Source organism: Paenibacillus sp. S150 (assembly GCF_019352175.1).
Taxonomy (GTDB): domain Bacteria; phylum Bacillota; class Bacilli; order Paenibacillales; family Paenibacillaceae; genus Paenibacillus_AQ.
On the sequence record NZ_JACBYI010000001.1, the window covers coordinates 579,280 to 594,673 of the forward strand.

The following is a 15,394-nucleotide window of genomic DNA, read 5'->3' on the forward strand; positions in this document are numbered from 1 at the left end:
AATAGAAAACAAAGACCGCAAGGGATATTTTCCCGTTGCGGTCTTTGCGTTGTATTTACTGAGGTTCGTGTAGAGGCCAGCCCAAGACGGTCCCAGCCCCGCTCTGCAAATAGGGCGGAAGACTGCCGCCGTGCAGCAGCCACAGCTCATGCAGTGCGCGGGTGCAGCCTACATACATCAGCTTGGCGTCCCACGCTGCGGGTCCGTAATGCTCCGAATCGCCATCCGCAAGAATCACGGCGTCGAACTCCAGCCCCTTGGACAGGTAGACCGGCAGCACGGACAGCCCGCCGCGGTATTCGGTCATGCTTCCGTCGATCAGATGAAGCTCTTCGAACTGTCCTTCAAGCGCTGTGTACAGCTCTGCGGCTTCCCGCAGGCTGCGGGTCAATACAGCCACTGTCCGGTATTCCCGGCCCGATAGTAACGCCAGCGCCGTTCTGACAGCCTGAATGCGGCTGTCCCCGCCCGTTGCCGCCTGCGGCAGCCGATCCCCATAGGAAATCAGCCGGACCGGATTTCCGCTGCGGAAGACAGGAACAGCAAGCAGGCTGCTGCCGACCCCGGCAGACAGAATACCGCCCGCGAATTCAATAATTTCCATCGTTGAACGGTAGCTGCGGGTCAGCGCATGGTAAGCGGTGTGTTCCGGGGCGAAGAGGGTTTGCATTTCTTCCCAGGCGTGTACACCTTTATAAGCATGAATTCCCTGCGACAGATCGCCCAGGATGGTAAGGGAATGCCCTTTTACATACAAATCCAGCACAGCAATCTGAAATGGCGAGAAGTCCTGGGCCTCATCTATAACGATATGGTCGAACCGGCTGCCGCCGTCATTGCCGTTCAGCAAATAATGAATGTAGAGCAGCGGCGGCAGATCCTCATCATGCAGAATGCCTTTTTTGAGGTCCTTGACCGTAGACTTCAGCACCCCCTGCGGAATGGCCTCCGGTGCTTCCACCGGCCAGTCCTCGGGCACCTTCACCGCGCGGAAAATCTGCTTGTAAATATTCAACGGATCATACTTCGGCCATTTCGCGCTGTATGCTTTTTCCTTAGCCGCGCTTTTCTTCTTGCGTTCCTTAAGTGCAGCAGCCGAGGGGCTCTTCTTCAGCTCCATTCCGATCCAGCGGTGAATCCGCGCCATGACCCGCTCTTTGCGCTTGGCCGGCGGATACGGAGCGTATTCCTCGTTATGCCAGCGCAAAATCATGGAGCGGCGCAGCACCGAGCCTTCCCACGGGGCGAAATCGCCTTCCGGCACCGCCCCGTTCTCCAGCAGCCGGACAGCCGCCTCAATAATTCCCATCAGGACTGTCGACCCCTTGAAGCGGCCCGGTGTTTCTTCCGTAATCTCCGGCATGCCGCCTTCTCTTTCAAACCAAAGATTCATTGTCTCTGCCGCATTCTGCTCCGGCAAGACAACCCCAAGCACTTCCGCCGCCCAGTCCGGGAAGGTGCTCTGGGCAATATTGCCGACGCCAAGCTCGGGCAGCACATCTGAAATATAATCCAGGAACATCCGGTTGGGGGCAAAAATAATCATTTTTTCCGCCAAAACCTGATCCTTGTATTGATACAGCAGGAACGCCAGACGGTGCAGCGCGACTGTGGTTTTGCCGCTGCCGGCCACGCCCTGGATAATCAGCGCGGTGTTCTTTGCCGCGCGGATAATTTTGTCCTGCTCCTCCTGAATCGTCGAGACGATATCGCGGAGCCGGTTGTCCTTATTCTCGCCCAGCCGGTAGACGAGGAATTCATCCGATACGGCCGGCCCGTCGCTGTCTCGGTTATAGGTGTCCGCCACCCGCTCCAGGATCTGCTTGCGGATCACCACGTTGCGCTTCAGATATACCAGCCCTTCGATCAACCCCTCGGGGGCTTCGTAGGAGGCCGGCTCCGTGCCGCCGGTAAACGAATAGAACAGGCTCGCCACCGGAGCGCGCCAGTCGATCACCAGCGGACGGTCGCTTACCTGTTCCCGGTCTACACCGATTTTGCCGATGTAGAGCGCCTTGCGTTCTTCCTCATCCTTGCCCTGAAAATCAAGCCGTCCGAAATAAGGCTCCTGCCGCAGCTTGGCAAGATCTTTGCGCCGCTGCTCTCTTGAGGCTTCCAGCGCCTGCTCCGTATACTCGTGTCCTGTGTACACCGGAATGCTGCGCAGTCTCTCAAGAACTGTGTCAATCTCCGTAAGCGCGCTGTTCAGCCTGTCTTCTTCCTCTTGATAGGCACTTTGAAAGTTGTCCTCCAATTTCAGTTACCTCCTAAAAGTTATGCGGGCATTGCTTCTTGATTCAGCTTCGTACAAACTCGCTTCGGAAGCATACGCATACCCTGATTTACCCCGTGCAAGACTGGCTTCACTCACACAAAAAGGATATTCATCATATCACAACAGTTTCAGGAATACCATACCCTTCAGCCTGTAAATTTTGAGCGGAAAGCTCACCCCATAAAGGCATGCAGCACAAAGTTGGCGACAAAAAGACCAGCGATGCCATACAGCGCAAGCGGTACATCCTTGCCTTTGCCCGCGGCCAGCTTAACAAGGGGATAGGCAATGAAACCGAACGCCATGCCGTCCACAATACTGTAGGTGAACGGAATCATAACCATGATCAGGAACGCGGGAAACAGCTCCGTCAAGTCGCTGAAATCCATCTCCCGCACGCTCTGCACCATCAGCCCGCCGATGACAATCAGAATCGGCGCGATGGCGCTGTCCGGCACATAGGCCAGCAGCGGAATGAACAGGAAGGTGGCCCCGAACAGCAGGCCGGTGACCAGCGAAGTTAAGCCGGAGCGCCCGCCTGCGGCAATCCCGGCCGTGGATTCCGCAGCCGCAACCACGGGGCTGCTCCCGAAGAGGCCCGCGGCGATATTGGCGATGGAGAGCGCCCTCAGGCTGCTTTTGAAGCGTTCCGGACGGCCTGCCATCAGCGTCTGGGACGAGATCAGGCCAATATTCTCAAACACGACAATCAGCAGCAGCAGGAAAACCGCAATCCAGAAGACCAGACTGATCCCTCTGCTCCAGTCCATGCCGGCGAACACACCGCTGTATCCCGTGAACACATGCCCGGTAGCCGTCTTCTCCGGCGCATGGGCCGCCCCCAGCAGATAGGCCAGCCCTGTGCCCGCCAGCATGCTGATCAGCAGCCCGCCCCGTGTGCCGCGGATGAACAGCATAAGCGCCAGAATCAGAGTCACGCAGGAGGTGATGACTGCCGGATCGCTGAAATGTCCGATAGCGACAAACGTCGTGCGGTGGGCAATGACGATCCCGCTTTTTTGCAGACCGATAAATGTCAGAAACAAGCCGATTCCGACAGTGATCGCATGCTGCAGATTATAAGGAATCGCGTCGCTCAATATCCGGTACAGCGAGGTAAAAGCCACGACGGCAAACAGCACACCGGTTACCGCCACTACAGCGAGCGCTTCACGCCAATCCAGCTTCATGGAATGCACAAGCGTATAGGTGAAAAAAGCATTGATGCCCATGCCCGGCACCACGACAATCGGCGTCTTGCCGCCAAAGGCCATCAGGAGACATCCGGTTACCGCCGTCAGCAGCGTAGCCACCATTGCCGCCCGCAGCGGCATTCCCGCATCATGCAGAATCGCCGCATTGACCATTACAATATATACAGAAGCAAAATAGGAGAGGATGCCCGCCGGGAATTCCCGTTTCCAGTTGTCGCCCGGCTCCAGGCCCACACTATTCCGCCAAGCCTTCAATTTCATGTAAAAACCTCCACGGATCTATAAACCGCCTGAAAGACCTTCTCTTCTCACAAGCCGCAATAAAAGGGCGTAAGCAGCCGGATTGCGGCTGTACGCCCTTTGTCCAAATATAAAAATTATAAGCAGTACGCTATACATTACCCTGCTATTCCCCGCTGAAGCGTTCCTGAAGGCGATAAGAACTATCGCTGCTTAAGGAGCAATGCTTCTGTATAAGGGACGGCAAAGCTTCATTCAAACAGTGACGCCGCCCGCCTCCAGCAGATCACGCACCGTGACACTGACCATAATCAGGCCGACGACCGGAGGGACAAAGGAGTTGCTGGCCGGAGGCTGCTTCGCTTTGCGCCTGTCCGGCGCATTCTCGGGAACAATCTGTTCCGTGACATCCTCACGCGGTTTTACCGGCGTTTCGGTGGAGAACACCACCTTAACCCCTCTCTTGATGCCTTCCTTGCGCAGCTTCTGGCGGATGACACGGGCAATCGGGTCCATGCTGGTCTTGGAAATGTCAGCGACCTGAAAGCGGGTCGGGTCCATTTTGTTGGCTGCGCCCATACTGGAGATCAACGGGATTCCCCGGGCCAGACATTCCTTGATGATATGAATTTTGTAGATAATGGTATCCGAAGCATCGATTACGAAATCCAGCTTGTATTTGAACAGCTCCTCATACGTTTCCTCCGTATAGAACATGTTCAGGGCAACCGCTTCGCATTCGGGATTGATCAGCCTGATGCGCTCCACCATCAGATCCGTCTTGTTCCGGCCGACGGTTGTGGTCAGCGCATGAATCTGACGGTTGATATTGGTGATATCCACCGAGTCCTTGTCTATCAGGATAATGCGGCCGATCCCGGTGCGGGCCAGAGCTTCAACCGCCATGGCACCCACACCGCCGATCCCGAGCACTGCCACTGTGCTGTTCTTCATGATCTCCAGACCTTCCGGTCCGATCGCCAGCTCTGTACGCGAGAACTGATGCAGCATAATGTTCATGCCTCCTTGTATGAAGCATGCGGACGGCTTATAGCCGCTTCGCATGCATGTGCTTTAGTTAATTTTTCACTTTCTCCGGCTTAGGCGCCAGCCTGATGTGCAGCTGCTCCAGCTGCGCAGCATCCACCGGCGACGGAGCGTCCATCAGCAGATCGGTAGCACTTGCCGTTTTTGGGAAAGCAATGGTTTCACGCAGGTTGGTGCGGCCGGCCAGCAGCATAACAAGACGGTCGAAACCGAAGGCAATTCCGCCATGCGGAGGCGTGCCGTATTCGAAGGCATCCATCAGGTAGCCGAATTTGTCGTAGGCTACTTCTGGTGTGAAGCCAAGAGCATCGAACATTTTTTCCTGGACGTCGCGTTTATAAATACGCTGTGAGCCGCCGCCCACCTCATAGCCGTTAAGCACGATATCATAGGCTTGCGCACGGATGGCTCCCGGATCGGTCTCGAACAGGTGCAGATCCTCGTCCATCGGACGGGTAAACGGATGGTGCTCCGCCACATAGCGCTTCTGGTCTTCATCATAGCTGAGCAGCGGGAATTCAGTAACCCAGGCGAATTTGAACACACTGTCGTCGATGAGGCCTAGCTGGCGGCCGATCTTCAGGCGCAGCGCCCCAAGAACATCAGCCACTACCTTTTGGTTGTCTGCGGAGAACAGCAGCAGGTCGCCTTCTTCGGCTCCGGTGCGTTCCTTCACAGCCGCAATTTCTTCTTCTGTGAAGAACTTGACGATTGGACCCTTGAATTCGCCGTCTTTCACTTGAATCCAGGCAAGACCCTTCGCCCCGTAACGCGCGGCATAAGGTCCCAGGTCATCGATTTCCTTGCGGGTCCAGGTACCGCAGCCTTTGGCGTTGAGACATTTCACCTCTCCGCCCTTCTCAATAACAGAAGCGAATACCTTCACTCCGCTGGAAGCGACGATGTCGTTCATTTCCACAAGCTCCAGGCCAAAGCGCAGGTCCGGCTTATCCGAGCCGTATTTGCCTATGGCTTCGGCATACGTCAGGCGCTGGAACGGAACGGCAACCTCTACTCCAACCGTTTCCTTCAAGAGGCGCTGCATTAGAGTTTCCATCATAGCCAGCAGGTCGTCCTGAGGCATGAACGAAGTCTCAATATCGACCTGGGTGAATTCCGGCTGGCGGTCGGCGCGCAGATCCTCATCGCGGAAGCAGCGCGCGATCTGGTAGTAGCGCTCAATGCCGCCGACCATCAGCAGCTGCTTGTAGATTTGCGGCGACTGCGGAAGCGCGAAGAATTCGCCTTCATGCACCCGGCTCGGCACCAGGTAATCGCGTGCGCCTTCCGGGGAGCTTTTGGTGAGAATCGGTGTTTCCACATCGATAAAGCCTTCGTTGTCCAGGAAATCGCGGAATATCTTCGCCGCTTTGGAACGGAGCAGCAGTGTCTTGTACATTTCCGGGCGGCGCAAATCAAGATAGCGGTATTTCATACGCAGAGATTCATCCACCTCCACACCGTCTTCAATGAAGAATGGCGGCGTTTTGGCAGCATTCAGCACTTCGATATTCGTAATCTGCACTTCAATCTCTCCGGTTGGCAGGTTGCGGTTGACGGTTTCTTCATCTCTCTTCACAACCTTACCCGTAACGGACAGCACATATTCACTGCGCACCTTGTCGGCAATCTGCAGGGCTTCACCGGAATAGTCCGGGTTGAACACGATTTGCACGATACCTGTACGGTCACGCAAGTCGATGAACAGTACGCCCCCCAGGTCGCGGCGGGTCTGCACCCAGCCGTTCAATGTTACCGTCCCACCGATATGCTCCGGCGTCAATTGTCCGCAGTTATGGCTTCTACTCATCATTCATCCTACCCCTTTATGGTTTAAATACTTAGAAGAGTGGTGATTTTGTCGTGGCCTACGGCCGATAGGGGTTTCCACTCGCTGTTGTAGCCAGATTTTTTGATTTTGTATCCCGCTATAGGGGAAAATCCGGCTACAAAGGCGAACGCTATCACTGTTCCTACTCCCTGTCGGCTCTCCGGACACTTTTCACCACGCTTTTAGGTTATTGCAGATCATTCGGTTCTGCTCTTCAAAATCTCAGCCCAGCGACGATGCCAGGTCTTCCAGCTTGACAGTCCGCTGTTCGCCTGTGGCCATCGTTTTCAGTGCGATGACGCCGTTATTCAACTCGTCTTCGCCGAGAATCGCTGTAAACCGCGCCGACATCCGGTCTGCCGATTTCATTTGCGCCTTCAATTTGCGGCCGAGATAATCGCGTTCGGCAGAATAGCCCAGGCTGCGCAGGATGAACAGCTGCTTCGTAATCTCCATATCCGCCGCTTCGCCAAGAGCGACAAAATACACATCCAGCGGTTTGGCCGCTTCCAGCTCCACACCCTGATTCTCCAGAATCAGCAGAATCCGCTCCAGGCCAATTCCGAAACCGATGCCCGGCTGGTCCGGCCCGCCGATTTCCTCCACCAGACCGTTGTAACGGCCGCCGCCGCCGACTGTATCGATAGACCCGATGCCTGCCGCTTTATATTCAAACGCAGTGTGCGTGTAATAATCGAGACCGCGTACCAGACGGGGGTTGATGCTGTACTCCACACCCATAACATCCAGGTGTGCTTTGACCTGCTCAAAATGCGCAGTGCATTCCTCGTCGAGACTGTCAAGAATGGACGGCGCACCGCCAAACTTGTCCTGGTCCACCTTGCAGTCCAGCACACGCAGCGGATTGCGTTCCATCCGGCGCCGGCAGTCGCTGCAGAGGCTGTCTCTCATCGGCCGCAGGAAATCCAGCAGCTTCTCCCGGTAAGCGGCACGGCTGGGCGCATTCCCTACGGAGTTCAGCTCTACCTTCACATTCTTAAGGCCCAAATCCTTATAGAACTGATATCCGAGTGAAACGACTTCGGCATCAATGGCCGGGTCCACCGCTCCAAAGGCCTCAATGCCAAACTGGTGGAACTGGCGGTATCTTCCCGCCTGCGGCCGCTCATAACGGAACATCGGTCCGATATAATACAGCTTGCTGACATCCGGCTCGCCGTACAGCTTGTTCTGAACATAGGCGCGCACGACACCTGCCGTTCCTTCCGGACGGAGCGCCAGATCACGGTCGCCCTTATCCTTGAAGGTATACATTTCACCTTCCACAATATCCGTTGTTTCCCCTACGCCCCGTTCGAAAAGCCCCGTATGCTCGAACATCGGCGTGCGGATCTCACGATAGTTGAAGCGCCGGCAGAGCTCTCTCGCCCTGCTCTCTACAGCCTGCCATTTCTCCGCTGCACCCGGCAGCACATCCTGCGTGCCCGTAGGTTTCTCGAATCTTTCCTTAGCCACAGCCTATCCCTCCTGAAAATAACAAAAAATCCCTCGTCCTGTTTGTTACAAACAGGGACGAGGGATTATCATAACCAATAATTCACCCGTGGTACCACCCACATTCCGGATTCATGCAACCTGCCCTAAATCCGCTCTAAGCGGTTAACGCCCGCCTACGCGCTCCGGCTACTGATCTGCGGCAATTATGATTGCCTGCTTTCGCCGTGCGTTCTCGGGGAAGTCATTCATCCGTTCATCAACAGAATCCTTACAGCCAGGCGGAAAGGGGGCGCTCGTCCTGCGAATGGACTTGCAGCCGGTTCAGCCGGGATTCTTCTCTGGGGTTGTGGGGTACGGATTACTTGGTCCCGTCATCAAAACATTATAACATACCGTATATTGTTAGATTCTACTGAACCACTGCGCTAAAGTCAAGGAATGAAATGAAATCATGTCCCTCCAAGCATTAAATTACTACAAAATCCGCCACCTTCAGCGTTATTTGAAGGCTGGCTGCATATCCAACTTTATATACCCTTCCAACTTTATACACAGCAAAAGGAATTCATAATTTCCTAAAATGCAAGAAAGACGCCTATCGGCGTCCTATATAAGAAAGCAGCCATTTCAGTGGGGAGGAGAAGAAGGAGAAGAAGCATTTCGCGCTGATTTCACCGCCCTGCCGGCTTCGGGCGAATTCAAAGGTACTTCTGCCTTTGATTCCACCGTCCTGCCGGCTTCGGGCGAATTCAAAGGTACTTCTGCCTTTGATTTCACCGTCCTGCCGGCTTCGGGCGAATTCAAAGGTACTTCTGCCTTTGATTTCACCGCCCAGCCGGCTTCTAGGAGAATCAAAGGTACTTCTGCCTTTGATTCCACCGTCCTGCCGGCTTCTAGGAGAATCAAAGGTACTTCTGCCTTTGATTTCACCGCCCAGCCGGCTTCGGGCGAATTCAAAGGTACTTCTGCCTTTGATTTCACCGTCCTGCCGGCTTCGGGCGAATTCAAAGGTACTTCTGCCTTTGATTCCCTTTACCTGCCCGCTGCGGCCAACGCAATCGCGCAGTTTGCTTGGCCGCAGTCCCGATCCATTCTTTACAGCGCAGCCGTGAAATAACGGATAAGCTTCGCTTACCCCAAAACCTATAAATTTTTATCTTTCAAGCAGAAACGGCTACGCCGTCCTTATGAGGGACGGGGTGTTTCAGCAAGAAATAGAAGGATCATTTAGTGTGCCAAGCATATAAATTCTGCCCTGTAATCACGCGGCCGCAGCGATATTTCATTTCTCAGCGGTGCCGCGCAGCGGCATGGGTGTCTTATATTTCAAAAAAAATGACCTGCAGCCGATTGCTGCAGGTCCATCATCATATATTATAAAAAAGGGGGTCATGCTTCTATTATAAACACGCTATATTAAGGAATCATGAATGAAATATTACGGTTGCATTACAGAAAAGAAAGCGTTTTATTTATCCGGACATCCCCTGATCCTCTTACCCACAAATTACTTTACACTACAACATTATTCTCTGTCCAGGGATTTAGTACAATTTTTGATATTTTAACAAACAAGCAGAAACGGCTTTGCCGCCCTTTTCAAATCGAATAAGCCCCGGCCGCCTTTTAAGGGCAGCCAGGGCTTACTTTTAAACGGCCGGCAGGAATTCATTCTCAATCTTCAAAAATCTCCACAAAGGCGCGTTTGCCGCGCAGCACCTCTATGACCTCATTGTGCTTCTCTTCAGAAACTTTAAGGTCCATAACATAATGCAGATTTCCCAAATCACGGTCATCGACATCTTTTTCACTGCGCACATCTCCGGCACTGCGGGCATCTGTGTCGTCGTCCGGATCATCGTCCACCCGTATGCCCGGCACAATAGCCGCCCCTGAAAGTGAGCCCGATGCTCCCGCAACCCCAAAAGCGCCGCCTGCCATCGCTGAATTGTTGTAAGGCACCAGCGGCAGCAGGATATTGCGGCTGCGATGGTCCCCTTTGTCCAGTGGATCTGTCAATGCGGATACTTCAAGGCCTTCCACTCCGTAAGGTATCAATGCCGTCTTCGCACCTTCTGCTTCATCTTCGGTTCTGAAATACGCCTGAATTCTTTTAGTCATGGTCGTTCCCTCCTCATGAATGGTCAAATCAGCAATCCTGTACAGCTGTGTTGCAAGTATTACAACACCTTAAGCAGCTCACGCACAAATGCGGGCTCATCCTTGGGTGTGCGTGACGTAATGTAATTGCGGTCAAGGACAACCTCTTCATCCTTAAACTCGGCACCGGCGTTAATCACATCATCCTTCAGCGGCGGATATGAGGTTACCGTGCGGCCCTGCAGCAGATCGGCGCTGATCAGGATTTGCGGACCATGGCATATGGAAGCAATCGGTTTGCCCGCACCATCCGCTTCCTTGACGAACTTGAGAATGTCCGGGTCCCGCCGCAAATTCTCCGGCGAAGAACCTCCCGGGATGACTACAGCATCATAATCGCCAGCCTTGACCTCACTGATGGCTTTTTCCGCCGCATAAGACACGCCGCCTTTTTTGCCCAGCAAAGTCTCATTTTTCTTCAAACCGATGATCTCGGCCTGATGTCCTGCTTTTATCACTTCATCGTAAGGTACCTTCATTTCGGAATCTTCAAAACCGCTTGCAAGCAGAAAAGCTACTTTGCTCATGTAGATGAACGCTCCTTTCACTATTCTGTCTTCGTCTTTCTATTACCCGCATTCACGGACTTTCTAACGACCCGGAGAAATGAACTGGAGACACGCACAGGAAAAGGCGCGCTGTTCGGCACCTCAGGTGCGCGGCAAAAGGCTGCGGCTGTTCCCCTTTAGGATTTGAAGTTCTTTATTGTCTTCGGCAACCCTGGCCGCCGCCGCGGCTTCGGCTGAGCAGCCTGCACAATATGCAGGAATGCTTCTCCAGCACCGGGCTTTTTCTGATTGTCTCATGACAGGACTCCCTGCTGTTCGTGAATATTCGCTCCCTTCTAGTTTATCCAGCTGAACGAGGCTCTATCCGCCAAAGCGGGACCGCACCGGTCTGCCTGCATTTCCAAACAAGTGGAAACGGATATCGTCCTTATAAGGACGATATCCGTTTCAGCGAGAAAGATAAGGCTAATTTATAGCGTGAAACATATACATTCTTGATCTTTTAAGAACAAAATGGCTATGCCGTCCTTGACCGGGCAGCGCAGCTGTTTGTATTTCAGGTGTAAGGCTGGCTGCGGTTCCCTGGCTCTCCGGTTCCCCCGGCCGGCTGAAGCTCTTCCTCCCCGATCCCTCCAGACTTTCCTGCTCAGCCCCGGCGGCTACGCCCAAGTGGAAAAAGGAAACGTAATCCTCCCTTTTTCGCTTGCGTTAGCGGGAAAAGGGAGACTTAATCGATCCGTTTCTCTCCCTTACAGAGGAATACGCCTACATTAAGATGTACTTGAACCATTCATCCAAAGGGCAGCCATTTCAGTGGTAAAAAGGATAACTAAGGTAGCGCATTCGGATCCTGGAACATCCCTAGTGGGAAAAAGTACAACTAATCCAGCGCATTCGAATTCTGATTCATTCCTAGTGGGAAAAAGTACAACTAATTCGGCTGAAATCAGCCATTTGGAGGGAGTGGGCCTCTATTAAGTGTACAAAATCCCACTAAAGCCCGGTAAATCCAGAATTCCAGCCCATTAGTGTTACTTTTTACACTTCGCTTCCGTTCCCTATGAACCTCCTTGCGTTTCATCAGCGTTTTCAGGTCCGCCAGTTCAATTCATATACATTCAATTACCTTTTTGGCTCAACACCAAAATCAGCGGTTGACGATGTGAATGAAGTCCGCTGCGGGTTCAGAGGGTTCTTCCGGCCGCTGCTAAAGCCCGGTTTCCTGATTGGAATAAGACTACTGGTTGAAACCGGTCTTTAAAAGCGAATAGTATCGTTTCTCCAGGATTCCTCTGGCCCTCCCTATGTCCGCATTTAGTGCCGGCCCCTAATTTTTGATGGAGCCAGCTTTTTTCCACGATTCCTTTACCGAAGACTTTTCCGTCCATTTTAAGTGCACTAATTCTTGCGAATTCCACTTTACTCCATTCCACTTCACGTCCCTGCCCCGGTAGCAGCCTCGGTTGGACCCGCTCTATTTCGCGCTTCCTCCTGCAAAACATAGAACCCGCAGACTCTGCACGGCTCAGGAGACTCAGTACGATTCAGCAAACCCAGCAAACTCAGCAGACTCCGCACAACTCAGCAACTCTGCAGGCTCCGCACGGCTCAGCAAACTCAGCACAATTCAACAAACTCAGCACGACCCAGCAACTCAGCAGACTCCGCACGGCTCAGCAAACTCCGCACGGCTCAGCAAACTCAGCAGACTCCGCACCATTCGGCACGATTAAGACGCATTATAATTTTGCCCTAACTTCATACCTGCCTTATTCACAATTGGCGGGAAGCATAATTTCCTAAACAACAAAAAAAGCACCGCTCGCAAGGTTCCTTCCGGAATCTCGTACGGCACTCCTGATCAGCAGATATATTCAATTGGTCTGGCTGCCCACGCCGGGTCCCGGCTCTGTTCAGCCATGGCTGTCCAGCAGAAGCGTTACCGGCCCCCAGTTGGTCAGCGATACGTCCATCATCGCACCAAAAACACCGGTCTCCACCTGAAGACCGCCTTCTCTCAGCTCCTGATTGAAATAATCATACAGCCGCTCTGCCTCGGCAGGCGCTGCCGCAGCCATAAAATTCGGCCGCCGTCCTTTGCGGCAGTCTCCATACAATGTGAACTGCGACACCGACAATATGGCTCCTCCTGTGTCGGTAACGCTGAAGTTCATTTTCCCCGCGCTGTCCTCAAAAATTCGCAGACCGGCAATCTTTCCGGCCAAATACTTGGCGTCCTTCTCCGTGTCCCCATGGGCAAATCCGACCAGCAGCATCAGGCCTTCCCCAATCGCTCCGGCCACTGCACCCGCTACACTGACCTCTGCCTGCTTGCAGCGCTGCACAACGACTCTCATTATGCTTTCAGCTCCTTGCGTTATTGCATGATGCGGTTAACCGTATATACATCCTTGACCCGCTTCACCCGGTCCACTACGGACTGCAAATGATCGGTGTTGCGGATCAGAATCGTCATATGGATCATCGCCATTTTGTTCTTGTCGCTTCGTCCGGTGACAGCAGATATATTCGTCTTGCTCTCCGACACCGCCTGCAGCACCTCATTGAGCAGGCCGTTGCGGTCATGGCCGGTAATCTCAATATCCACGCTGTAGTTGGCCTCCATACTGCCTTCCCATTCCACTTCGATAACCCGTGCCGATTCTTCATTATCACCATCGGTGGGAATATTCGGACAGTCTTCACGATGAACGGAAACGCCGCGGCCCCGGGTTACATAGCCGATAATATCGTCGCCAGGCACCGGATTGCAACATCGGGCAAAGCGGACAAGCAGATTGTCGATGCCTTTTACGCGCACCCCGTTGGTCGGCTGATTGCGCTTCTCCCCGCTGGACTTGATCTCCTTCATTTCGGTGGTAAGCTCCAGATGTCCAGCCGCCTCTTCCTGTTCCTTGCGCAGCTTCTCCGTGAGCTTGGAAGCGATTTGCGCAGCTGTGATTCCGCCAAAGCCTACTGCCGAAAGCATATCTTCAATATCATTGAACGCAAATTTCTTCGCCGCTTCCGACAGCTTATCTTCCGTCAGCCAATCCGAAACCTCCACGTTCAGACGCTTGAGCTCGCGCTCAATCGCTTCCCGTCCCTTTTCAACGTTCTCCTCGCGTTTCTCCTTCTTGAACCATTGCTTGATCTTGCTGCGCGCATGCGAGGATTGGGCGATCTTCAGCCAGTCGCGGCTTGGGCCGTAGGAATTCTTCGAGGTCAGGATTTCTACAATATCCCCGGTCTTCAGCTTATGGTCCAGCGGCACAATGCGCCCGTTCACCTTGGAGCCGATGGTCCGGTTCCCAACCTCCGTATGAATCCGGAAGGCGAAATCAAGCGGCACAGAGCCGGCAGGAAGCTCCACAACCTCACCTTTAGGCGTAAAAACAAACACGAGATCGGAGAAAAAGTCCATCTTCAGCGACTCTACGAACTCCTCGGCATCCTTGGCTTCGTGCTGCAGCTCCAGAATCTCGCGGAAAAATGGCATCCGGTTCTCCGGATTGACAGCATTGCTGTTGCCTTCCTTGTAGGCCCAGTGGGCGGCAATCCCGAATTCGGCAGTACGGTGCATCTCCCACGTCCTGATTTGCACTTCCGTCGGTTCTCCCCCCGGACCCACCACAGTGGTGTGCAGCGACTGGTACATGTTCGCTTTGGGCATAGCAATATAATCCTTGAAACGGCCGGGCATCGGCTTCCAAAGAGTATGAATAATACCGAGTGTGGCATAACAGTCCTTAATGTTGTCGACGATAATGCGGATGGCGAGCAGATCGTAAATCTCGTTGAACTGCTTGTTTCTCGTGTTCATTTTGTTATATACGCTGTAGATATGCTTCGGCCGGCCCGAAAGGTCGCCTTCGATGCCCATTTCGTCAAGCTTGGCACGGATACGGCCGATGACGCTCTCGATGAACTGCTCCCGCTCCGCCCGCTTCTTATGCACCAGATTGGCAATGCGGTAATACTGCTGCGGATTCAAATAACGGAGAGCGATATCCTCCATCTCCCATTTAATCGCGGAAATCCCCAGCCTGTCGGCGATGGGACAAAAAATCTCCAGCGTTTCATAGGAAATACGGCGCTGGCTTTCTTCGGATTGATATTTAAGAGTACGCATATTATGCAAACGGTCCGCCAGCTTAATCACAATGACCCGGATATCCTGAGCCATAGCGATAAACATCTTGCGGTAGTTCTCATTCTGCTGTTCTTCCTTGGAGCGGAAACGAATCCGTTCCAGCTTGGTCAAACCGTCTACCAGCATGGCGCAAATATCGCCAAATTTCTCACGGATCTGCTCCAGGGATACGGTGGTATCCTCTACGACATCATGCAACAGCGCTGCAATTATGGATATTACATCCATTTGCATATTAACGACAATATCTGCGACCGCCAGCGGATGCAGAATGTACGGCTCCCCCGACTTCCGAACCTGCCCGTGATGAGCCTGATCGGCAAACTCATAAGCTTCCCGGATGCGGAGAAGATCTTTTTCTTTTATATAGGCGCCGGCCTTTTCGATTAATTGCTCTATGCCCATTCTCGTCGTATCCGTTTCCTTTCTATAATAAAATGAACCCGCAAGCGTTGCAGAATTTGCAGGTTCCATATGTTCCAAATCTGCGCTACACGCAGTTTAAAG

The 15,394-nt window shown here is 53.3% G+C and carries 10 protein-coding genes; 1 reads left to right on the forward strand and 9 read right to left on the reverse strand.

The annotated features are described in order from the left end of the window. Positions 1 to 55: 55 nt before the first annotated feature. The 5 genes from HYD27_RS02330 to hisS form a co-directional block, all read right to left on the reverse strand. Positions 56 to 2,254: a HelD family protein gene (locus HYD27_RS02330; RefSeq protein ID WP_219210915.1), complete on the reverse strand. Its 2,199-nt coding sequence runs from the start codon at positions 2,252 to 2,254 to the stop codon at positions 56 to 58. Between the two features lie 194 nt (positions 2,255 to 2,448). Continuing rightward, entirely contained in the window at positions 2,449 to 3,750 is a 1,302-nt protein-coding gene (locus HYD27_RS02335) for an NCS2 family permease (RefSeq protein ID WP_219210917.1), read from the reverse strand. Between the two features lie 234 nt (positions 3,751 to 3,984). Beyond that, on the reverse strand, positions 3,985 to 4,740 hold the full coding sequence (locus HYD27_RS02340; RefSeq protein WP_219210918.1) for a tRNA threonylcarbamoyladenosine dehydratase: 756 nt from the start codon (positions 4,738 to 4,740) through the stop codon (positions 3,985 to 3,987). 67 nt (positions 4,741 to 4,807) lie between these two features. Then, on the reverse strand, positions 4,808 to 6,586 hold the full coding sequence (gene aspS, locus HYD27_RS02345) for an aspartate--tRNA ligase (RefSeq protein WP_219211125.1): 1,779 nt from the start codon (positions 6,584 to 6,586) through the stop codon (positions 4,808 to 4,810). A 243-nt stretch (positions 6,587 to 6,829) separates the two neighbouring features. Next, positions 6,830 to 8,083, reverse strand: coding sequence for a histidine--tRNA ligase (gene hisS / locus HYD27_RS02350; RefSeq protein ID WP_219210920.1), 1,254 nt, complete (start codon positions 8,081 to 8,083; stop codon positions 6,830 to 6,832). A gap of 562 nt (positions 8,084 to 8,645) precedes the next feature. On the opposite strand from hisS, the gene HYD27_RS02355 reads away from it, so the two are divergent. After that, positions 8,646 to 9,182 (forward strand): hypothetical protein, encoded by a 537-nt coding sequence (locus HYD27_RS02355; RefSeq protein WP_219210922.1) that lies wholly within the window; start codon positions 8,646 to 8,648, stop codon positions 9,180 to 9,182. A 557-nt stretch (positions 9,183 to 9,739) separates the two neighbouring features. Here the strand turns inward: HYD27_RS02355 and HYD27_RS02360 are convergent. From HYD27_RS02360 to HYD27_RS02375, 4 genes are all read right to left on the reverse strand, one after another. Next, complete coding sequence (locus HYD27_RS02360; RefSeq protein WP_219210924.1) at positions 9,740 to 10,186, reverse strand: hypothetical protein; 447 nt, start codon at positions 10,184 to 10,186, stop codon at positions 9,740 to 9,742. Between the two features lie 59 nt (positions 10,187 to 10,245). After that, a complete protein-coding gene (locus HYD27_RS02365; RefSeq protein ID WP_219210926.1) occupies positions 10,246 to 10,752 on the reverse strand; it encodes a type 1 glutamine amidotransferase domain-containing protein in 507 nt (168 codons plus the stop codon). Positions 10,753 to 12,647: 1,895 nt separating this feature from the next. Then, positions 12,648 to 13,091, reverse strand: coding sequence for a D-aminoacyl-tRNA deacylase (gene dtd / locus HYD27_RS02370; RefSeq protein WP_219210928.1), 444 nt, complete (start codon positions 13,089 to 13,091; stop codon positions 12,648 to 12,650). A 20-nt stretch (positions 13,092 to 13,111) separates the two neighbouring features. Beyond that, positions 13,112 to 15,292: a RelA/SpoT family protein gene (locus HYD27_RS02375; RefSeq protein WP_219211126.1), complete on the reverse strand. Its 2,181-nt coding sequence runs from the start codon at positions 15,290 to 15,292 to the stop codon at positions 13,112 to 13,114. Positions 15,293 to 15,394 lie beyond the last annotated feature (102 nt).

Excerpts from the sequence above, each read along its gene's own strand:
- HYD27_RS02335 (WP_219210917.1), bottom strand. The coding sequence starts at position 3,750 with ATGAAATTGAAGGCTTGGCGGAATAGTGTGGGCCTGGAGCCGGGCGAC.
- HYD27_RS02340 (WP_219210918.1), bottom strand. The coding sequence starts at position 4,740 with ATGCTGCATCAGTTCTCGCGTACAGAGCTGGCGATCGGACCGGAAGGT.
- aspS (WP_219211125.1), bottom strand. The coding sequence starts at position 6,586 with ATGAGTAGAAGCCATAACTGCGGACAATTGACGCCGGAGCATATCGGT.
- HYD27_RS02355 (WP_219210922.1), top strand. The coding sequence starts at position 8,646 with ATGCAAGAAAGACGCCTATCGGCGTCCTATATAAGAAAGCAGCCATTT.
- HYD27_RS02360 (WP_219210924.1), bottom strand. The coding sequence starts at position 10,186 with ATGACTAAAAGAATTCAGGCGTATTTCAGAACCGAAGATGAAGCAGAA.
- HYD27_RS02365 (WP_219210926.1), bottom strand. The coding sequence starts at position 10,752 with ATGAGCAAAGTAGCTTTTCTGCTTGCAAGCGGTTTTGAAGATTCCGAA.
- dtd (WP_219210928.1), bottom strand. The coding sequence starts at position 13,091 with ATGAGAGTCGTTGTGCAGCGCTGCAAGCAGGCAGAGGTCAGTGTAGCG.
- HYD27_RS02375 (WP_219211126.1), bottom strand. The coding sequence starts at position 15,292 with ATGGGCATAGAGCAATTAATCGAAAAGGCCGGCGCCTATATAAAAGAA.